Source organism: Arthrobacter sp. TmtSoilC48 (assembly GCF_059739425.1).
In genome coordinates this window covers 882,031-902,589 of sequence record NZ_AP046049.1, presented here as the reverse complement: position 1 = coordinate 902,589, position 20,559 = coordinate 882,031, and the positions used below count along the sequence as shown (strand labels likewise).

Genomic DNA, 20,559 nt, shown 5'->3' with positions numbered 1-20,559 from the left:
CTGATGAGGGCAGGCCAGCGTGAGGGCGCAGGCAGCGTGAGGGCGCAGGCAGGACTACGAAAGCCCTGCAATTGCCTCCCGGACGGCTGAACTGAGCAGGAGGTTGCGGCATCCAACTCCTCCCGGCTCGGCCTGTTGCGGGACGTATCCAAAGCCAAGTTCATACACCGGGTCCGCGAACCCCAAAGCCGCGCTGGCGCCGTCGTGCCCGAACGCGCGGTAGCTGCCGAAGGGCATGCGGCTGTGGGGCTTCATGAAGACAGTGGCAAAGCAACCGGCCTCGCCGAAGACGCGATCAATTCCGAACACCTGCTCAGCGGAAACCCTGCGGATGGTCTCCTCCGTCAGGAAGGCTGCGACGGCGGCCTGACCGCCGGCGGCCAACCCCGTTACCGCCGCAGCGTAGATCCTGGCCATCCCCTCAGCGCTGGAGACGCCTGCAACCGAACTCATACCGGCGGCGCGGACCTCGAGGATGTTCGGAAGGTCCAGGATGTCGCCCTCTGCAGCATTGGCTGACAATCCGAAGTGACTGGCGGGGTCTACCCAGGGCCACGTGGGGTCGGCCGCCCAGCGGAAAGGCGCGAAGCGTTCTTCCTCAGCATCCGGTAGGCCAAGGTAGAAGTGGGCACCGGTCACGGAGCGGATGCGCTGTTCGAAGACCTCCTGGAGCGTGGAACCCGTGATTCGACGGCACAGCTCCTCCATGAAAATGCCGATTGTCAGGGCGTGGTAGCCGAACGCCGCACCGGGCTTCCACAGGGGCGGAAGTTTGGCGAGCTTCGCAGCCGCGAGTTCGGAATTGTTGACTTCCTCAAGGCTCATGCCGCCCTCGACGCCCAACAGACCGGCCTGGTGCGAAAGCAGTTGGGAAACAGTGACGGAGGCCTTCCCTTCAACACCGAACTCCGGCCAATATTTGGCCACTTCCGCGTCGGGATCCAGCTCGCCGTCTTGAACGAGCAGAGCCACAACAAGGCCTGCCATGCCCTTGGAGCACGAGAAAACACCTGTCACTGAATCTGCACGAGTGTGGGGCCCGCCGCTGATATCCAGCACCTTGACACCCCGATGGTACGCCGCCAGCTGGGCGGAATATTCAGGGTCTTGTTCGAGGAAACTTTCGAAGAGCCCGGCTACGGATTCGAAACCTGGGGCGATCACCTGTGAATGCATCCAGACAGCCTACTTGGCCTGCCTTCAGCCCTTGGGCGTTTTCCACACCCAGGGCTCCCTCGGCAGCCTTTCGGGGTCGAATTCCGGCACCGCATCCTGCAAGGAACCGGCCGGCAATCCCAACGACTCAAGGAGGAGGTCGCGCACGCGCACCGCTGAAACCCCGACGGCGGCGAGGTCGCCAAGCGTCACCGCACCGTCGCGCTTTGCCAGCCTCACGCCGTCGTGGTTTACAACCAGCGGAACGTGGGCATATTCCAGCACTGGCAAGCCCAACAGGGTGGCCAAGTAAGCCTGCCGCGGAGTGGACGGAAGGAGGTCATCGCCCCTGACCACCTGGTCGACTCCCTGGGCGGCATCGTCTACTACAACGGCCAGGTTGTAGGCCGTAACGCCATCGTTGCGACGCAGTACAAAGTCATCCACCACACCCATGTAGTGTCCGTGCAACTGGTCCTCAACAGCCCACTCAGCGACGTCCGACCGGAGGCGGATCGAGGCCGGACGCGACGCCCGGCGGATCTCGCGCTCGGCCTCGGACAGCCTGCGGCACGTCCCCGGATACGCGCCTTGTGGAGAGTGCGGCGCAGACGGCGCCTCCTGGATTTCGCGGCGCGTGCAGAAGCATTCGTAGGTGCGGCCCTGGGCAGTCAGGCGCCCAATTGCGTCCTCGTACAGCGGCCCGCGCTCAGTCTGACGCACGACGGCGGCGTCCCAACTGACGCCGACGGCCTTCAGGTCGCGGAGCTGCTCAGCTTCCGCGCCGGACCGGGCACGATCCAGGTCCTCAACACGGAGCAGGAAGTCGCGGCCAGTCGATTTGGCGAAGAGCCAGGCGAGGATCGCCGTCCGGAGATTGCCTACATGCAGTTCCCCGGAAGGACTCGGGGCGAAGCGGCCGGCAGACGTCATGATCCAAGCCTATGCGTCCGGGCACAACACAAGAGCCCCTCAGCTACCGCAACGATCCGGTGGCTCAGGGGCTCTTGCTGTGCTGCCCGTCAGGACGGGCGGGTGCAGAATGACAATGCTGTGAACAAGAGTCAATCAGCGGCTGCTTCCTTGCGGGAAACCTGTACAGGGGTCCGGGTGGTGTTCCAGGTGCCTGCTGCCTGCGGGATCCGGCGGTAGCCTCGCCCTGCTTCGTTGTCACCATTTCAACAGTACGCATACAGTAGGTGCAATAGACATGGCATTGAGTGGTCGATCTGACTAATCACAGTTGAATTTGTAGACAGGAAGTGGTCATTTTGCAGGAACTCGATGCGACAGACCGTAGGATCATCGCCGCACTCGATGAGGATCCCCGCGTCCCCATCATGGTCCTTGCCCAGAAACTTCACCTGGCGCGCGGCACGGTCCAGTCGCGGCTGGAGCGGATGATGGCATCGGGCGCATTGCGCGCCAACAGCAGCCGCGTGCTGCCCTCGGCACTTGGCCGGGGTGTGGCCGCCGCTGTCAGCGCCGAACTCGATCAAAGCCACCTCAACGAAGCCATCGCGGCGCTACGGGAGATCCCTGAGGTACTCGAATGCCATGCACCCGCGGGCGATACCGACCTCATCATCAGGGTGGTTGCCAAGAGCCCGGATGACCTCTACCGCGTCTCGGAGGAAATCAGGCTCTGCCCGGGAATCGTGCGTACGTCCACCAGCATGTTCCTACGCGAAGTGATTCCCTACCGGACAACCGGGCTGCTGAAGGAGTAGCGCTCAGACCGGCGGTCCGATGTTGGTCTTCAGGTTCTTCATCACCAACGTTGAAGTGAGTCGCTCAACCGCCGGGAGGGCTGCGAGTTCGTCGTCATAGAAGCGTTGATAGGCAGGGAGGTCTGCCGCAATGACCTTCAACAAGTAGTCCGGCGAGCCGAACAGCCGCTGCGCCTCCACAATGTTGGGGCTTGCCGTCACGCGCTCCTCAAACTCCGCCATGATGGTGCGCTCCACCTGCCGGAGCGTGACGAACACAATTGCCTCGAATCCGAGCCCCACCGCTGCTGGATCGACGTCCGCGCGATACCCGCGGATAACTCCCGAAGCCTCCAGATCCCGGAGCCGGCGATGGCACGGAGCAACCGTCAATCCCACCTTCGATGCCAAGGCAGTGGCGGTCATTCGGCCATCCTCTTGAAGGTGGCGCAAAATACTTCTGTCAATGTGGTCAATCACGCAATGATCTTACCCGGATTGAAGGTTTTGGGGATAAATCAGGGAACACTTATCGGGCGATTTTCCCTAGAGTTTTCCTACCACTAACCCTCTGGAGAGATCGTGAACCCACAGCTGTTCCTCGCCTTCATGCTCGTCGCAGTCTCATTGGCCTGCACCCCCGGCGTCGACTGGGCTTACTCGATCTCGGCTGGACTTCGCCAGCGCAGCTTCGTGCCCGCTGTCGCCGGGTTATGCAGCGGATACGTGATTCACACCGTGCTCATGACGGCAGGTCTGGCAGCCCTGCTGGCGGGAGTGCCAGGCCTGCTGGGGTGGCTCACGGTTGCCGGCGCCGCGTACCTGTTGTGGCTTGGCTTCGGGACCATCCGTTCCTGGCGAGGGGCCAGCTTTAGTGCGGAAGGCGCCGTCGTGCAGTCCGGAAACCAGCTCCGCACGTTCTTCCAAGGCATGGGCACCAGCGGCATCAACCCCAAAGGCCTGCTGTTCTTTGTGGCGCTGGTGCCGCAATTCGTCAGCCCGGAAGCCGCACTGCCTGTTCCTGTTCAGTCCGGGTTGCTGGGATTAACATTCGTGATCCTCGCGGGCCTGGTGTACACCGGGGTCGCACTGACCTCGCGGAAGCTGCTCGCTTCACGTCCAGGCGCAGCACGCGTGGTGACGCTGGCAAGCGGGATCATCATGATCGGGCTGGGAGCAGTGCTGTTGACGGAGCAACTCCTTCCCATCGTGGTGCGGGGCGCGTAGCAGGGGCCGGCCCCGGAACCCGCTGGAACCTAGGCGGCCAGTACCTCATCGAGTCGCTCGTACCCTTCGATTACGCCGTAATTCATACCTGTGGCGAGGGCCATGTCACGCGCTTCCACCGATGGGTAGACCTCGTGGACGACGATCCTGGTGCGACCGTCAATTTCCTCGAACCTGGTGGTGCTGATGCCCACTTGGCCAGGAGCACCGTCGAATTCGAAGGTCATGATGATCAGCTCGTCGGTGTCCACGGTGTGGAAGACCCCGCGGAATCCGTACATCGCGTTTTCGTGGCCACTTTCATAGTGCCAGCTGCCGCCCGTGGTGGCGTTGTATTCGGTGACGTTCAGTATCGCGTCCCGCGGACCAAGCCACTTGGCCAGGAGATCCGGGTCCACGTGGGCCTTGAATACCGCGCTGACTGGCGCATCGAATTCTCGGACAGTATCGACGAACGGAACGCCGTCATCAGCAGTGATTGCTGTTGGATTGCTCATTTCAATTCCTCTTCATCTTGTTGTTGTGACCTCTGGAGGACCCCGGGGCCGGACTCGACCAGGAGTTCGTCGAGCAGCCGGAAGCGACGCTCGGCGGTCAGTCGATATTGGTCTATCCACGCCGTCAGCTCTTCGAGGGCAGCTGCATCCAGGTGCACGGGCCTGCGTTGGGCATCACGGGACCGGGTCACCAGCCCTGCGTGCTCCAGGACCTGGATGTGTTTTGAGACGGCCTGCTTGGTGATCGCGAAGGGCTCCGCCAATTCGTTGACCGTTGCGTCTCCCCGGGACAGACGGGCAACGATTCCCCGCCTGACGGGATCAGCAAGGGCCATGAAGGCCTTGTCCAGAGCGTCTGGATCCATAACCCTGCGCGACCTTTCTTTGTCAACCAAATGCTTTATCAATCACTTGGTTGATTACAAGACTACGCTTGCATCAGGGCGTGCACAATGCCTTATTCCCCGCTTAGCTGCCTAAAGTCGTTCTCCCACAAACGGCGCATCTCGGCGTCCTTGCGGATCACTTCCAAGGCCTCCAGCTCTGCCGGAGGGGCGGGGCGCTTGGACCGGGGAGTCAAGGTCCGGCGGCCCTGGTCCAACGCCAGAAGGGCGCGGTCCGTGAGGGCGTCATTGCGCAAGGCCAGGCTGGTCTTCCTGCGCCGAAGGACCTCCTTCAGCGCCGCCTGGGCCGATTCAAAGTCGCCACGCGCCCGTTGCGATCGAGCCCGGATCAGGAGCAATGCCGCCGAGAGATCATCCGTATTCAACAGCCCCTCCGTACACATCACCACATCCCGGTGCCGGCCCAGAGCAAACGCTGCGGTGCAGCGCGCCAGGGCTGAAGGCAACGACGGCGGCAAACCCACCACAGCTTCCAACGCCGACTCGATCATTCCCATCTCCCGAAGGCAATGGGCCAACGCTAGGAACACAGACTCCTCGCTGAACAAAACCGGGACTTCAATGCGTTCGGCCACCTCAACCCGGGTGACCACCTGCCCAAGGTAGAGAGCCGAGAACTGGCTCGCGTCGTCGTCGATCCTTGTTGTTAAGCCGCGCCGCAGCAACTCCGACGCCCGCAGATAGCCGCCGTGTTTGTACGCCAACAGGCCCGCCATCACGTAACACAAGCCCGCCCACCCCGGGTAGACGCGACCCAGGGAGATCAGCCGGTCAGGCTCAGTAGAGGTGAAAACGGCCTCGTGCATTGCTTTGGCCTGCTTGGTGGACAGGCGCTTCAAACGGGGAACATCGCCCAGCACGGAAAGGCGGGCAGGATCCCGGCCAGTCAGGACTCCGGACAACACTTCACCCACGCCGTCAGCCAATCCACGGACGGTCGTGCGCACATATCCTTCGCGGAAGGGAGTGAGATCCCGGGTGTCATGGAAGATTGATTGGAAATCGCCGTTGGGAGCCTGGCTCATGAACCCATGCTAACTGCCACCTGACTGGCCATTCCCCTGCAATTGGAGGCATTTCAGGAGTATTATGGCGGCGTCGGCAAGGTTTTCCGACACCCTTGCCGCGGGACGGCTCTCCATGAGAAGAGCCGTGTAACTGCGTGAAAGGGAGGACTTCATGACCACCGCTTCGCACCCCACCGAACACCATCATGCGATGGGGTTGACTCTTCACAACACCGCCATGGGCGTTGGCATTGTATTTCTGCTCGTGGGTGTCCTGGGCTTCATCCCGGGTATCACCACCAACTACGGCGCCATGACCTTCGCGGGACATGAATCCGGCGCCATGCTGCTTGGTGTGTTCCAAGTATCCATTCTCCACAACATCGTCCATCTGCTGTTTGGCGTAGCCGGTTTGGCCATGGCCAGGACAGCACGCATGGCTCGCCTCTTCCTCATTGGCGGCGGCGCCGTATATCTCGTTCTGTGGATCTACGGCCTGATCATCAACCAGGAAACGGGCGCCAACTTTGTTCCGTTCAACACCGCTGACAACTGGCTGCACTTTGTTCTTGGCGTAGCCATGATCGGTCTGGGTGCTTGGCTGGGCAGGGATGTCATGGACGAGACAACGGCGGCACGGCGGAGGATGTAACGTCGCGGACGTCGGTTCAACGAACGACGGCGGTCGGACCCTTCGTGGGGACGGTCGCCGTTCTTTTTTGTCTCCGCCGAGATGGCATTTAATGCCAATCCTTGGCTCTGGGATTGGCATTAAATGCCATCTCGGCGGGGCTCAGCGCGGGGCGCGGCCACCAAGCCGCGTGGTGACCTTGGCGGCGGCATCGGCACAAGCTTCGCCGAGGCTCGTAAGCGTGTCCTGGGAGACGCGGAACTTTGGCGCGGGGATGAGCACGGACGCCACAATGTTTCCCCTGTGGTCATAGACGGGCGAGGCCACGCCCACTTCCTCGATGGACGTTTCGCCAAAGTTCACCGTCCAGCCGCGCTTCGTGGAGTCCTCCAACCGCTGCAGATACGCCTCCACTGCTTCCTCATCGAAGCCCGGAAGGCTGACCGCACCGCTCCGGAGTAGATTACGGACGCGATCTTTGTCCTCCGCGGCCAGGAAGACCTGAACAGAGGAGCTGAGTGCCTCGTTGTAACGTACTCCCAACGGGGCTAGATGCTTGACCTGGTGTCGGCTGGGGATCTGCTCAACGCTCATGGATTCGGTGCCGTTCCAGACCATGAGCGCGCTGGTCTCCCCGGTGCGCTCGGTCAGTTCGCGTAGTACCGGATACGCCACGCGCCGCTCTTCGAGTTCCGCCAGGAGTGGGCCCGCCATGGCGATCATTCCCAGCCCCAAGCGGAACCTGCGCGAATCGACGTCGCGCTCCACCAAGTGCTCCTGCTCCAGCGTAGCCAGGATGCGGGAAACTGTGCTCTTGTGCAGGCCAATGCGCCCTGCGATTTCAGTGACCCCCAACAGCGGCTCTTCGGCACTGAAACTCCGCAGGACCGCGATGGCATTGACAATGACCGAGGTACCTTTGGCTTCGCCGTTGCCTGAAACGTCGCTGGATTCCGTGGGAGTCATGGGTTCACTATATTTGGCTGAAGCTCGCGGACAGGGACAGGGTTCGGCCGGTGGACGCCGTGCACTGCGTCCACCGGCCGGATCACCTAGGCTCCGATGATGTTGTACTCGGGGCCGAACGGGAACTTGGTGATGTTCTCCGCTCCGTCTTCACCCACCACCAGGATGTCGTGCTCGCGGTAACCGCCGGCACCCGGCTGGCCGTCCAACACCGTAATCATCGGCTCCATGGAAACCACCATGCCCGGTTCCAGCACCGTATCGATGTCTTCACGAAGTTCAAGGCCTGCTTCGCGTCCGTAGTAGTGGCTCAAGACGCCGAACGAGTGGCCGTAGCCGAACGTGCGGTTGGCCAGGAGCCCGTGACCGATGTAGATCTCGTTGAGCTCGGCGGCGATGTCCTTGCAGACCGCGCCGGGCTTGATGAGTTCCAGGCCCCTCTTGTGGACCTCCACGTTGATGTTCCACAGTTCCAGTGAGCGGGCGTCCGGTTCGCCATAGAACAGGGTGCGTTCCAGTGCCGTGTAGTAGCCGCTTGTCATAGGGAAGCAGTTCAGGGACAGGATGTCGTGTTCCTGGATCTTCCGTGTAGTTGCCCAGTTGTGCGCGCCGTCGGTGTTGATACCGGACTGGAACCAGACCCACGTGTCACGGATTTCGGAGTCCGGGAACGTGCGGGCGATCTCGTGGACCATGGCTTCGGTGCCGATCAGGGCAACCTCGTACTCGGTGATTCCCGCCGTGATGGCGCTGCGGATGGCCTCTCCACCGAGGTCGCCGATGCGGGCGCCATGCTTGATGACTGCGATTTCTTCGTCCGACTTGATCATGCGCTGGCGCATCGCAGCCTGGGCAACATCCACCAGCGTTGCTCCGGAGAATGCGGCCTGGATCTTGTTGCGGTTATCCAGCGGCAGGGAGTCATCCTCGACGCCGATGCGGCGCGGGTTGATGCCGCGGGTGCGCAGGACTTCCTGGATGGCGTGGATGTAGTTGTCCCGGCGCCAGTCCGTGTACACGAGGTTGTCGCCGTAGCTGCGGCGCCAAGGCATACCGGCGTCGATATTTGCCGTAATGGTGACGGTGTCATCCTTGGTGACCACCATGCCGTAGGAACGGCCGAAATAGGTGAAGAGGAAATCGGAGTAGTACTTGATGGAGTGGTAGCTGGTAAGGATGACGGCGTCGAGGTCTTTCTCGGCCATGATGTTGCGAAGTCCGGCGAGGCGACGCTCGAACTCTGCATCGGAGAAGGTCAGGGAAACCTTCTCGCCGTTGTTGAGGACCTTGAGTCGATCGAGCTTGGCCACATCGTTGATGGCCTCGTTCTCGGTGATGGTCATGGTGTTCCTTTCAATGGGTTGGTTGGTTTCAGTCCTGCTGCAGTGGCTTCTTGGAAGTTTCGGCGGCGAACAGGACTGCGATGAGGGAAACAAGGGCGGCAGCCACGAGGTACCAGCCGGGGGCCAGTTGATTGTGGGTCATGCCGATGAGGAGCGTTGCCATGAACGGCGCAGTGCCGCCGAACAAGGCGTTGGAGAGGTTGAAGCTGACAGCGAACCCTGTGTAGCGGACCTTCGTCGGGAAGAGTTCGGCCAGGAAGCTCGGCAGGGTGCCGTCGTTGAGGGTGAGCATTCCGCCCAGCAGGATCTGGACCAGCACGATCACCAGGAAGTTGCGAGTATCCAGGAGCATGAACGCCGGGACCGTCAGCACCACGAACAGTACAGACGCCGTGATGAGCATGCGCTTGCGGCCGAACTTGTCCGACGCGATGCCGGTCAGGAAGATGAAGCCGATGTAACTTGCCAGGGCGATGGTGGTGGCAAGGAACGATTCCGCCGCTCCGAAGCCCAGTTCCACAGACAGGTATGTCGGCATGTAGCTGAGGATCACGTAGAAGCCGACCGCGTTCAGCAGCACTGCGCCCGTGGCGATGATGAGCTGCTTGCGGTAGGTCTTGAACATCGCCAGGGCCGGAGCCTTGACAGGGGTCTCCTTCTCGGACAGTTCACGGAACGCAGGGGTGTCCTCGAGCTTGGTGCGGATGTACCTGCCGATCAAGCCCATGGGCGCCGCCAACAGGAACGGCAGCCGCCAGCCCCATTCGTTCAGCTGTTCCGGCGTCAGGACTGAACTCAGCAAGGCGGCCAGCAAGGAGCCCAGCAGGAGACCCGCTGCGGTACTGGCAGGCACGACGGCGGCATAGAGTCCGCGACGATTCGACGGCGCATACTCCACCAGGAAGGCGGACGCGCCGGCGTACTCCCCTGCAGCGGAGAAACCTTGGACCACCCTTACGAGCAACAGCAGGATCGGCGCCATCACGCCGATAGTGGCGTACCCGGGGATCAGGGCGATGCAGAACGTGGCCACCGACATCAGGACGATCGAGAGCGACAACGCCTGCTTCCGGCCCAGCCTGTCTCCGATGTGGCCCCAGATGAATCCACCAAGCGGCCTTACGAAGAAGCTGACGGCAAAGACACCGAAGGTCGCGAGAAGGGCTGTCTGCCGGTCCGACTCGGGGAAGAAGACGGTCGAGATGATGCCGGCCAGGTATCCGTAGACGGCGTAGTCGAACCACTCTACGAAGTTGCCGATGAAGCTTGCAGTGACTACGCGTCGGCGCGTGTCCTTGCTGACTGTGTGATTGGGGCCGGCTTCGGGAGAAGTGCCGAGTCCACCATTGGACTGATCTCCCGGAACGGCTGCCACAGAGGAAAGTTCATTACTCATGTGTCCACCAAGAATATTTGGGGTTGCATTAGAAGCAACGCTGTTGCACCAGACTACGTGTGGGCCGCGTCACGGTCAAGAGTGTTTTCAAAAGTCGTATTGGGGTTTGTTGAGCGTTCCGGGTATGTTCCACGCTCGCGAGCCTGAATGAGCGGTTGTTGCAGCTGAAGCGACTGAGTTGCACCAGTAGCCCCACCCCCCGGATGTTCTCTCACATCCAGCGGCCCTATTCGGGACGCTCTCTCACATCCAACGGCCCTTTTCCGGACGTTCTCTCACATCCAACGGCCCTTTTCCGGACGTTCTCTCACATCCAACGGCCCACTTCGCGACGCTCTCTCACATCCAACGGCCCTTTTCGGGACGCTCTCTCACATCCAACGGCCCATTGCGGGACGTTCTCTCACTTTCATAAAGAAAGCCCGACGTCAGACACCCACGGTGAGGAGCGGAGTTCTGGCTCGCGGTACTGACTGTGATCAAGAACCGGGGCGTGGAGGACGTGTGCATCACTGTCTGCGACGGCCTCAAAGGCCTGCCGGAAGCGATCAACACCGTTTGGCCCTTGGCTGTGGTCCATACCTGCATCGTGCATCTGGTGCGGAACACTTTCCGATACGCCTCAAGGAGGACTGGACCGAAATGGCCCGGACCTCCGCCCGGTTTACACGGCGCCGTCCGAGCCCGCGGCCAAGGAACGCCCTGGAGAGTTCACCGGTAAATGGGGCAAGCAGTATCCGGCGATCATCCGGTTGTGGGAGAACGCGTGGAGCGAGTTCGCCCCCTTCCTGGACTACGACGTGGAGATCTGTCGCGTCATCTGCAGCACGAACGCATCGAATCCTCAACGCCTGCTATCGTCGCGCAGTCAGGGCCCGCGGACACTTCCCGACCATCCCGGCGGCCGTTAAATGCCTCTACCCGGCCACCCGCGCACTGGATCCCACCGGGAGGAGCAGAGCACGACGGATTGCACGATGAAAACCGGCCCTGAACGCCTTTGCCATCGGACACTCCCACGGTGAGTGCCGACGTCGGGCTTTAGCGCGTGACAGCGAGTCAGATGCCGCCGAAGGATTTGAGGGAACCTCGGCCAAAAGGCCGTTGGATGTGAGGGAACCTCGGCCAAAAGACCGTCGGACGTGAGGGAACCTCGGCCAAAAGACCGTCGGACGTGAGAGAGCATCGGCCAAAAGACCGTTGGATGTGAGAGAACATCCGCGAAAAGACCGTTGGATGTGAGAGAGCATCGGCCAAAAGACCGTCGGACGTGAGAGAACATCCGCCAAAAGACCGTGGGACGTGAGAGAACATCCGCCAAAAGACCGTCGGACGTGAGAGAACGTCCGCGGAAAGACGGCAGGATGTGAGAGAACATCCGCCAAAAGACCGTTGGACGTGAGAGAACGTGCCGGCGGCGGAGCCGGTGGGGCTCTAGAGGACCTTGCGGATCGTCTCTTCGAAGCTGACCACGTGGTGCAGGGCCAGTTCGGCGGCGCGGTCTTCGTCGCCATCGGCGATGGCTGTCAGCAATTCCGCATGCTCGGAGATGTGGCCCGAGACGGAGGGCATCCGTTCCAGCATGTAGCACCAGATGCGGGTAGCCAGGTTGTCATACCGGATCAGGACGTCTTCCAGGTGTGAGTTCGCGGAGGCCTTGTAGATCAGGCGGTGAACCTGGATGTCGTAGCGCATGAGTTCCTGGGAGGAATTGTCCTGGCCTTCAAGATCGCGAATTGCACCAGCGACAGCGCGGAGTTCTGAACGCATTGAAGGGCTGGCCATGCGGGCGGCTTTCCTGGAGGCGAGTGGCTCCAGCAGCTCGCGGATCTCGGAGACTTCAGCGAGCTGGGTGATGTCCACGCCCGTGGCAAACGTCCCACGCCGCGGGTAGGAGACCACCAGGTGGTCGCTTTCGAGACGCTTGATGGCTTCGCGGACGGGTGTGCGCCCAATGCCGAGCTCGGCAGCAATCTGGCCGTCGTTGATGGGGTCGCCGGGCTTGATGTCCAGCATGATGAGCCTGTCGCGCAGGAGCAGGTAGGCGTTCTCCGCCAGGGACGAACCCTGTGGAGCTGATTCCAGTGCTTCCAATGCTGCGCTCATTGCTCTCTCCCGTTGTCGCCAATCCAGTTTGGGTGGATTGCCGCAGACCTGTTGACGACCTTGTGATCTTCAACATACTATGGCAATAGTTCTAATATATCAGTTGCCTAACAGTCGGCCACTAGACAAGCTTTTGAAGGAGAACACCATGGTTGAACCGCTGATCCGCCCGCTCGCACAGGCGGACCCGGAGGTCGATCAGGCGATCGCCCTGGAACTCATCCGCCAGCAGTCCACGCTGGAAATGATCGCCTCTGAGAACTTCGCCCCCACGGCCGTCATGGAAGCACAGGGCTCGGTCCTTACCAACAAGTACGCCGAGGGTTACCCGGGCAAGCGCTACTACGGCGGCTGCGAACACGTTGATGTGATCGAACAGCTGGCCATCGACCGCCTGAAGTCCCTGTTCGGCGCAGAATTCGCCAACGTCCAGCCCCACTCCGGCGCCCAGGCAAACGCCTCCGCAATGCACGCACTGATCACCCCTGGCGACACCATCATGGGCCTGAACCTCGCCCACGGCGGCCACCTGACGCACGGCATGCGCATCAACTTCTCCGGCAAGCTGTACAAGGTTGTCCCGTATGGCGTCCAGGAGGACACACACACCATCGACATGGCCGAGGTGGAGCGCCTCGCCCTGGAAAACAAGCCGCAACTGATCGTGGCCGGCTGGTCGGCATACTCCCGCCACCTGGACTTCGCAGAGTTCCGCCGCATCGCGGACCTCGTGGGCGCCTACCTGATGGTGGACATGGCCCACTTCGCGGGTCTCGTCGCAGCTGGACTGCACCCGAGCCCGGTCCCGCACGCCCACATTGTCACCAGCACCACCCACAAGACCCTGGGCGGTCCCCGCGGTGGCGTCATCCTGACGAACGACGCCGACATCGCCAAGAAGGTTAACTCCGCAGTCTTCCCCGGACAGCAGGGTGGCCCGCTGGAGCACGTCATCGCAGCCAAGGCCGTAGCGTTCAAGATGGCTGCCGAGCCGGAGTTCAAGGAACGCCAGGTCCGTGTGCTTGAGGGTTCCAAGATCCTTGCCGAGCGCCTCCTCCAGGACGACGTGGCCGCAGCCGGCATTTCCGTGGTCAGCGGTGGGACCGACGTCCACCTGGTACTCGCCGATCTCCGCCACTCCGTCCTTAATGGCCAGCAGGCCGAGGACACGCTGCACCGCATCGGCATCACGGTCAACCGCAACGCCGTCCCCTTCGACCCCCGCCCGCCGATGGTTTCCTCGGGCCTGCGCATCGGCACCCCCGCCCTCGCAGCCCGCGGCTTCGGCGCCGAGGACTTCACCGAAGTCTCGGACATCATTGCGACGGCGTTGATCGCCGCAGCGAACAGCGGCACCAACGGCGAGGGAACCGAAGCAGGCACCGATGGTGACGTCACCCTTGACGATGCGACCGCCGTCGAACTCCGCCGCCGCGTGAGCGCGCTGGCCGCCAAGTTCCCGCTTTACCCACACCTCAGCAACGGCAAGGACGCCGCAGCTGAACTCGAAGAAATGATTGGAGCAGCCCAGTGAGCGCGGACCACCTCCCCGAACACCCCGACTTCCTCTGGCGCAACCCGGAACCGAAATCCTCGTACGACGCCGTTATTGTCGGCGGCGGCGGGCACGGCCTGGCAACGGCCTACTTCCTGGCCAAGAACCACGGCATGACCAACATCGCCATCCTTGAAAAGGGCTGGCTGGCCGGTGGCAACATGGCCCGCAACACCACCATCATCCGGTCCAACTACCTCTGGGACGAGAGCGCTGCGATTTACGAGCACGCCCTCAAGCTGTGGGAAATCCTGCCGGAAGAGCTGGAGTATGACTTCCTGTTCAGCCAGCGCGGCGTGATGAACCTGGCCCACACCCTGGGCGATGTCCGCGAAAGCATGCGCCGCGTGGGCGCCAACCGCCTCAATGGTGTGGACGCCGAGTGGCTGGAGCCTGACCAGGTCAAGGAACTCTGCCCCATCCTGAACACCAGCGACAACATCCGTTACCCCGTCATGGGCGCTACCTACCAGCCGCGTGCCGGCATCGCCAAGCACGACCACGTGGCCTGGGCCTTCGCCCGCAAGTGCGATGAACTCGGCGTGGACATCATCCAGAACTGCGAAGTCACCGGCTTCATCAAGGACGGAAACCGGGTTACGGGCGTCAAGACAACCCGTGGCACCATCAACACCGAAAAGGTAGGCCTCTGCGCCGCAGGCCACAGCTCGGTCCTTGCCGAGATGGCCGGGTTCCGCCTCCCGATCCAGTCCCACCCGCTTCAGGCGCTCGTGTCTGAACTGCACGAGCCGGTCCACCCCACGGTGGTCATGTCCAACCACGTCCACGTGTATGTGTCCCAGGCACACAAGGGTGAACTGGTGATGGGCGCTGGCGTGGACTCCTACAACGGCTACGGCCAGCGCGGATCGTTCCACGTGATCGAGGAGCAGATGGCAGCCGCCGTGGAGCTCTTCCCGATCTTCGCCCGGGCCCACGTGCTCCGGACCTGGGGCGGCATCGTGGACACCACACTGGACGCCTCGCCCATTGTTGGGCTCACCCCGGTGGAGAACATGTTCGTCAACTGTGGTTGGGGAACGGGTGGCTTCAAGGGCACTCCTGCGGCTGGCCTGACCTTCGCGCACACCATCGCAACCGGCGCCCCGCACAAGCTCAACAAGCCCTTCGCCCTGGAACGCTTCGAAACCGGAGCGCTCATCGACGAACACGGCGCCGCAGCCGTGGCCCACTAGTAAGGACGGGAAAAGACATGCTTCTCATTTCATGCCCCAACTGCGGGCCACGCGACGAAACCGAATTCCACTACGGCGGCCAGGCACACGTTGCCTACCCGGAGAACCCGAACGAACTCACCGACCGCGAGTGGGCTGAGTACCTGTTCTACCGCGAGAACACCAAGGGTGCATTCGCCGAACGCTGGGTCCACAGCACAGGCTGCCGCCAGTGGTTCAACATGCTGCGGGACACCGTGACTTACGACATCCACTCCATCTACGCGATGGGCCAGCCCCGCCCGGATACAACCGGCGAGTACGGCCAGGCCGGCGGAGCAGGCCTCGCCCCCGGCGCCCCCACCACCCCGACGGCCGCTGCCGCCCCCACCTCCTCGGAAGGAGTCTAGAAGTGACCAGCAAGAACGCACGCCTCGCCACTGGCGGACGCATTGACCGCAGCATCGCTTGGCGCTTCACTGTGGACGGCCAGGAATTCACCGGCCACCCCGGCGACACCATCGCCTCGGCGCTGCTGGCCAACGGCCACATCAACGCAGGCAACTCCCTTTACGAGGACCGCCCCCGCGGCATCATGGCCGCCGGCGTGGAGGAATCCAACGCCCTGGTCAAGATCGCTCCCCGCTTCCCGGGCCACGTTGCCGAATCCATGCTCCCCGCCACCGCTGTTTCACTCGTCGACGGCATGAACGTTGAGCTGCTCTCCGGTTTGGGCAAGCTTGACCCTGCCGAGGACAAGGCTGAGTACGACAAGAAGTACGTCCACACGGACGTCCTGGTGGTCGGCGGTGGTGTTGCCGGCCTGGCAGCCGCCCGTGAAGCAGTCCGCACCGGCGCCCGCGTCATCCTGATCGACGACCAGCCCGAACTGGGCGGTGCACTGCTCTCCGGTTCCACGGCCGAAGGCCTGCAGGAAACCATCGAGGGCAAGCCTGCCCTGGAATGGGTTGCCGACGTGGAAGCCGAGTTGGTCTCCGCCGAAGAATGCACCGTGCTGAACCGCACCACTGCCTTCGGTTCCTACGATTCCAACTACTTCATCGCAGCGCAGAACCGCACGGATCACCTGACCGTTCCGGCCGCGCCGGGCGTTTCGCGTCAGCGTATCTGGCACATCCGCGCACAGCAGGTTGTCCTGGCACCGGGTGCCCACGAGCGTCCGCTGGTCTTTGAGAACAACGACCGCCCGGGCATCATGCTCGCCTCGGCTGTCCGCACGTACCTCAACCGCTACGCGGTCGCGGCCGGTTCACGCGTCGTCATCAGCACCACCAACGACTCCGCTTACCTGCTCGCCGCAGACCTGAAGGCAGCAGGCGTGGCGATTGCCGCCGTCGTCGATGCCCGTCCGCAGATCAGCGCGAAGGCCGCAGCCGCCGTCGAGTCCGGAATCCGGGTCCTCATTGGCAGCGCGGTTGCTGACACGAGCGCCGATGACAAGGGCCGCCTCAGCGGCGTCACCGTCCGCAGCATTAACGACGACGGCGAACTCACCTCGGGCGTCGAGCAGATCGCCGCAGATCTCCTTGCTGTTTCCGGCGGCTGGAGCCCGGTGGTGCACCTCCACAGCCAGCGCCAGGGCAAGCTGCGCTGGGACGACGAGCTCGCAGCGTTTGTTCCGTCCACGGTGGTTCGGGACCAGCAGGTAGTTGGCGCAGGCGGCGGCAGCTACGAACTCCAGGACTGCCTCGCAGAGGGCATCTCGGCTGGAGCGGCAGCATCCATCGCTGCTGGTTTTGAGTCCGCAACCACCCCGGTGGACCTGCAGGCGCCCGTGGCTAGTGCGCCGACACGCCAGCTGTGGCTGGTTCCCGGCCAGGAAGGCGAACCTGGCGAGTGGCACCACCACTTCGTTGACTTCCAGCGTGACCAGTCCGTGGCTGACGTCCTTCGCTCCACGGGCGCCGGCATGCGCTCGGTGGAACACGTGAAGCGGTACACCTCCATCAGCACCGCCAACGATCAAGGCAAGACCTCCGGCGTCAACGCAATCGGCGTCATCGCCGCTGCGTTGAAGTTCGGAGGCGCGGAAAGCGTTCCCGGCGTCGGCGAGATCGGCACCACCGCCTACCGCGCACCGTTCACCCCGGTCGCATTCGCCGCATTGGCAGGCCGCCAGCGCGGGGAGCTTTTCGATCCCGCCCGAGTGACCTCCATCCACCCGTGGCACGTTGCCCAGGGTGCGCTGTTCGAAGACGTCGGACAGTGGAAGCGCCCTTGGTACTACCCGCAGTCCGGCGAGGACATGGACACGGCAGTCCTGCGTGAATGCGCAGCAGTCCGCGATTCCGTGGGCTTCATGGACGCAACCACGCTGGGCAAGATCGAGATCCGCGGCACGGACGCCGGCGAATTCCTGAACCGTGTGTACACCAACGCCTTCAAGAAACTCGCACCGGGTTCCGCCCGCTACGGTGTCATGTGCACCCTGGACGGCATGATCTTCGACGACGGCGTGACCCTGCGCCTGGACGAGGACCGCTACTTCATGACCACCACCACCAGCGGCGCTGCCAAGGTGCTGGACTGGCTGGAAGAGTGGCACCAGACGGAGTGGCCCGAACTGGACGTCGTCTTCACCTCCGTCACGGAGCAGTGGAGCACCATCGCCGTCGTTGGTCCCAAGTCCCGTGCAGTGATCGCGAAGGTTGCCCCGCAGCTCGCCGAAAACGGCGGCCTCGATGCTGAAGCCTTCCCGTTCATGACCTTCCGCGAAACCACGCTGGCATCCGGAGTGCAGGCACGCGTTTGCCGTATCTCCTTCTCCGGTGAACTGGCCTACGAAATCAACGTTCCGTCCTGGTACGGGCTGAACACCTGGGAAGCCGTTGCCGCCGCGGGTGCTGAGTTCAACATCACCCCGTACGGCACGGAAACCATGCACGTGCTCCGCGCCGAGAAGGGTTACCCGATCGTCGGGCAGGACACCGACGGCACGGTCACCCCACAGGACGCAGGCATGGACTGGATTGTTTCCAAGGCCAAGGACTTCATCGGCAAGCGCTCCTACCTCCGTGAGGATGCCAAGCGCGAGGACCGCAAGCACTTGGTGAGCGTCCTTCCCGTGGACCACTCGCTGAGGCTGCCCGAAGGCACGCAGCTTGTGGAGAAGGGCATCCCCGTCAACCCGGCATACGGACCCGTCCCCATGGAGGGCTTCGTAACTTCGAGCTACCACAGTGCCGCTTTGGGCCGATCCTTCGGCCTGGCCCTGATCCAAAACGGCCGCAACCGCATCGGCGAGACCCTCGTGGCCTCGGTGGGAGACCAACTGGTGGACGTGGTTGTTGGCGAAACCGTACTTTTCGATGCTGAAGGGACCCGCAAAGATGGCTGAAACAGCAACACCAGCAGAAACCGCACACGTCGACCGCGTACGGGGAGCCCGCCGCAGCCCGGCCGAGCACCTCGCTGACGCCTTCACCTCCGGCTCAGTGCCGGGCACGGTGACCCTCAAGGAAATCCCGTACCAGGCCATGGTGGGTATCCGGGTTGAGCGAACGTCCGACGCCGGTGCCCGCGTCGCCTCCATCACCGGCGGCTTGCCTGCCACTTGTGGTGAAGTGACGGAGGCCGGTTCCGTGAACACACTCTGGCTTGGCCCCACCGAGTTCCTGGTAGTCGCTCCGGAGGAGTCCCACGACTCACTCGGCGGCTCCTTGGTCAGCGACCTGACCACGGCACTGGGCAACGATGAAGGTCAGGTGGTGGACCTGTCCGCCAACCGCACCACGTTCGAGCTCTCCGGCAGCCACGCCCGCGCTGTGCTCGAAAAGACGTGCTCGTTGGACCTTCACCCCCGCGTCTTCAAGGCCGGCACCGCCGTCTCAACGGAGCTCGCACACATCCCCGTGATGCTTTGGAAGACCTCGGACGAGAACTACCGGATCTTTCCCCGGGCCTCGTTTGCCGATTTCCTGGGACGCTGGCTTCTTGATGCCATGCGGGAGTATGCCTCCCCCGAGGTCCCCTAATGGCACTGAGTGTGCTTGACCTGTTTTCTGTTGGCATCGGGCCGTCGTCGTCACACACGGTCGGCCCGATGCGGGCGGCAAAGCAGTTCACGGACGGTCTTGAATCGTCCGGCCAGCTTCCGGCCACGGTGCGCGTCCAGGCTGAGCTCTTCGGCTCCCTGGGCGCCACCGGCCGGGGCCACGGCTCCGACAAAGCCGTGGTGCTGGGGCTGCAGGGCCAATCACCCGAAACCGTCGACACCAAAACGGCTGATGACCAGGTGGCCGCGGCTGCCCTCGACGCCGAACTGCGCCTGGGTGGCGACCATCGGGTGGACTTCAACTGGGACGAGGACGTGGTCCTCCACCGCCGCAAGTCCCTTCCGGCGCACCCCAACGGCATGACGTTCCGGGCACTGGACCACACCGGGGCAGTACTGCGTGAGCGCAGCTACTACTCGATCGGTGGCGGCTTCGTGGTGGATGGGGACGCCACGGGCACGGACAAAGTAGTAGCCGATGACACCGTGCTCCCCTACCCGTTCTCCACTGCTGACGAGTTGCTCGCTATTTGTTCACGCGAGGGCATGTCGATTTCCGATGTCATGCTGGCCAACGAACTGGTGTGGCGATCCGAGGACGAGCTCCGCGAGCGGCTCCTCAGCATCTGGGCCGTCATGCGCGAATGCGTGGACAACGGCTGCTCTGCCGAGGGGATCCTTCCTGGAGGTCTGAAGGTCAGGCGACGGGCGCCGTCGTTGTTTAAGAAGCTTTCCGAAACCGACGCCGAGCTGAACGGCAAATCCTCAGCTGACCCCTTGCTCGCCATGGAATGGGTGAACCTGTTCGCGTTGGCCGTCAACGAGGAAAACGCGGCCGGCGGCAGGATCGTCACCGCGCCAACCAACGGTGCCGCCGGAATTGTGCCGGCCGTGCTGCACTATTACACCAAGTTTGTTCCGGGGGCCAACGACGACGGTGTCGTGCGGTTCCTGCTCGCGGCAGCCGCCGTCGGAATTCTGTTCAAGATCAACGCGTCCATTTCCGGCGCCGAAGTTGGCTGCCAAGGCGAGGTGGGTTCCGCCTGCTCCATGGCCGCCGCTGGTCTTTGCGAGGTTCTGGGCGGGACGCCGGAGCAAGTGGAGAATGCGGCCGAGGTGGGCATCGAGCACAACCTGGGCCTCACGTGCGATCCCGTAGGCGGGCTGGTGCAGATCCCGTGCATCGAACGCAATGCCATCGCCAGCGTCAAGGCGATCAACGCTGCCCGCCTGGCCCTGCACGGCGATGGCAGCCACAAGGTGTCCCTGGACAAAGCCATCAAGACCATGCGCGAGACAGGCGCCGACATGAAATCCAAGTACAAGGAGACCTCCCGTGGAGGCCTCGCCGTCAACGTAGTGGAGTGCTAGCC

At 62.8% G+C, this 20,559-nt stretch carries 19 protein-coding genes and 1 pseudogene; 10 read left to right on the top strand and 10 right to left on the bottom strand.

All coding sequences use genetic code 11. From position 1 onward, the window contains the following. Positions 1-54: 54 nt before the first annotated feature. Both AC6I97_RS04335 and gluQRS read right to left on the bottom strand, forming a co-directional pair. On the bottom strand, positions 55-1,176 hold the full coding sequence (locus tag AC6I97_RS04335; RefSeq protein ID WP_497944173.1) for a serine hydrolase domain-containing protein: 1,122 nt from the start codon (positions 1,174-1,176) through the stop codon (positions 55-57). Between the two features lie 24 nt (positions 1,177-1,200). Further along, complete coding sequence (gene gluQRS, locus AC6I97_RS04330) at positions 1,201-2,088, bottom strand: tRNA glutamyl-Q(34) synthetase GluQRS (RefSeq protein ID WP_497944172.1); 888 nt, start codon at positions 2,086-2,088, stop codon at positions 1,201-1,203. A 338-nt stretch (positions 2,089-2,426) separates the two neighbouring features. Between gluQRS and AC6I97_RS04325 the strand changes: the two genes are divergently transcribed. Continuing rightward, positions 2,427-2,885, top strand: coding sequence for an Lrp/AsnC family transcriptional regulator (locus AC6I97_RS04325; RefSeq protein WP_497946921.1), 459 nt, complete (start codon positions 2,427-2,429; stop codon positions 2,883-2,885). Between the two features lie 3 nt (positions 2,886-2,888). Here AC6I97_RS04325 and AC6I97_RS04320 read toward each other — a convergent pair whose 3' ends face one another. Then, positions 2,889-3,344 carry an Lrp/AsnC family transcriptional regulator gene (locus AC6I97_RS04320; RefSeq protein WP_224165640.1) on the bottom strand — a complete coding sequence of 152 codons (456 nt, stop codon included), beginning with the start codon at positions 3,342-3,344 and terminating at the stop codon, positions 2,889-2,891. A 102-nt stretch (positions 3,345-3,446) separates the two neighbouring features. Here AC6I97_RS04320 and AC6I97_RS04315 point away from each other — a divergent pair, with 102 nt between their 5' ends. Beyond that, complete coding sequence (locus AC6I97_RS04315; RefSeq protein WP_497944171.1) at positions 3,447-4,091, top strand: LysE family translocator; 645 nt, start codon at positions 3,447-3,449, stop codon at positions 4,089-4,091. A 29-nt stretch (positions 4,092-4,120) separates the two neighbouring features. Here the strand turns inward: AC6I97_RS04315 and AC6I97_RS04310 are convergent, their stop codons facing one another. The 3 genes from AC6I97_RS04310 to AC6I97_RS04300 all read right to left on the bottom strand — a co-directional run bounded on the left by AC6I97_RS04310 (position 4,121) and on the right by AC6I97_RS04300 (position 6,017). After that, positions 4,121-4,588 (bottom strand): SRPBCC family protein, encoded by a 468-nt coding sequence (locus AC6I97_RS04310; RefSeq protein WP_497944170.1) that lies wholly within the window; start codon positions 4,586-4,588, stop codon positions 4,121-4,123. Continuing rightward, positions 4,585-4,953 carry an ArsR/SmtB family transcription factor gene (locus AC6I97_RS04305; protein ID WP_497944169.1) on the bottom strand — a complete coding sequence of 123 codons (369 nt, stop codon included), beginning with the start codon at positions 4,951-4,953 and terminating at the stop codon, positions 4,585-4,587. The genes AC6I97_RS04310 and AC6I97_RS04305 overlap by 4 nt, the downstream gene beginning before the upstream one ends. A gap of 92 nt (positions 4,954-5,045) precedes the next feature. Further along, entirely contained in the window at positions 5,046-6,017 is a 972-nt protein-coding gene (locus AC6I97_RS04300) for a hypothetical protein (protein WP_224093453.1), read from the bottom strand. A gap of 154 nt (positions 6,018-6,171) precedes the next feature. Between AC6I97_RS04300 and AC6I97_RS04295 the strand changes: the two genes are divergently transcribed. Beyond that, the gene (locus AC6I97_RS04295; protein ID WP_224093452.1) at positions 6,172-6,651 is read left to right on the top strand and encodes a DUF4383 domain-containing protein; all 480 of its coding nucleotides are present in this window, start codon (positions 6,172-6,174) and stop codon (positions 6,649-6,651) included. Positions 6,652-6,792: 141 nt separating this feature from the next. On the opposite strand, the gene AC6I97_RS04290 is transcribed toward AC6I97_RS04295, so the two are convergent. From AC6I97_RS04290 to AC6I97_RS04280, 3 genes are all read right to left on the bottom strand, one after another. After that, complete coding sequence (locus AC6I97_RS04290; RefSeq protein ID WP_497944168.1) at positions 6,793-7,596, bottom strand: IclR family transcriptional regulator; 804 nt, start codon at positions 7,594-7,596, stop codon at positions 6,793-6,795. A gap of 86 nt (positions 7,597-7,682) precedes the next feature. Then, positions 7,683-8,939: an aminopeptidase P family protein gene (locus AC6I97_RS04285; protein WP_309928104.1), complete on the bottom strand. Its 1,257-nt coding sequence runs from the start codon at positions 8,937-8,939 to the stop codon at positions 7,683-7,685. 28 nt (positions 8,940-8,967) lie between these two features. Next, positions 8,968-10,335, bottom strand: coding sequence for an MFS transporter (locus AC6I97_RS04280; RefSeq protein WP_224165645.1), 1,368 nt, complete (start codon positions 10,333-10,335; stop codon positions 8,968-8,970). Positions 10,336-10,780: 445 nt separating this feature from the next. On the opposite strand from AC6I97_RS04280, the pseudogene AC6I97_RS04275 reads away from it, so the two are divergent. After that, positions 10,781-11,316, top strand: a pseudogene (locus AC6I97_RS04275) (transposase); the annotation flags it as partial. A gap of 453 nt (positions 11,317-11,769) precedes the next feature. Here AC6I97_RS04275 and AC6I97_RS04270 read toward each other — a convergent pair. Beyond that, positions 11,770-12,441 (bottom strand): GntR family transcriptional regulator, encoded by a 672-nt coding sequence (locus AC6I97_RS04270; RefSeq protein WP_497944167.1) that lies wholly within the window; start codon positions 12,439-12,441, stop codon positions 11,770-11,772. A 148-nt stretch (positions 12,442-12,589) separates the two neighbouring features. Between AC6I97_RS04270 and glyA the strand changes: the two genes are divergently transcribed. From glyA to AC6I97_RS04240, 6 genes are read left to right on the top strand one after another with little or no spacing between them, the layout of a single operon-like run. Continuing rightward, positions 12,590-13,975 carry a serine hydroxymethyltransferase gene (gene glyA, locus AC6I97_RS04265; protein WP_497944166.1) on the top strand — a complete coding sequence of 462 codons (1,386 nt, stop codon included), beginning with the start codon at positions 12,590-12,592 and terminating at the stop codon, positions 13,973-13,975. Then, complete coding sequence (locus tag AC6I97_RS04260; protein ID WP_224093436.1) at positions 13,972-15,192, top strand: sarcosine oxidase subunit beta family protein; 1,221 nt, start codon at positions 13,972-13,974, stop codon at positions 15,190-15,192. The genes glyA and AC6I97_RS04260 overlap by 4 nt, the downstream gene beginning before the upstream one ends. A gap of 17 nt (positions 15,193-15,209) precedes the next feature. Beyond that, a complete protein-coding gene (locus AC6I97_RS04255; protein ID WP_497944165.1) occupies positions 15,210-15,581 on the top strand; it encodes a sarcosine oxidase subunit delta in 372 nt (123 codons plus the stop codon). A 2-nt stretch (positions 15,582-15,583) separates the two neighbouring features. Next, entirely contained in the window at positions 15,584-18,529 is a 2,946-nt protein-coding gene (locus AC6I97_RS04250) for a 2Fe-2S iron-sulfur cluster-binding protein (RefSeq protein WP_497944164.1), read from the top strand. After that, positions 18,522-19,166: a sarcosine oxidase subunit gamma gene (locus AC6I97_RS04245; RefSeq protein WP_497944163.1), complete on the top strand. Its 645-nt coding sequence runs from the start codon at positions 18,522-18,524 to the stop codon at positions 19,164-19,166. The genes AC6I97_RS04250 and AC6I97_RS04245 overlap by 8 nt, the downstream gene beginning before the upstream one ends. Then, on the top strand, positions 19,166-20,557 hold the full coding sequence (locus AC6I97_RS04240) for an L-serine ammonia-lyase (RefSeq protein ID WP_224093426.1): 1,392 nt from the start codon (positions 19,166-19,168) through the stop codon (positions 20,555-20,557). Before AC6I97_RS04245 ends, AC6I97_RS04240 begins: the two co-directional genes overlap by 1 nt. Positions 20,558-20,559: the final 2 nt, after the last annotated feature.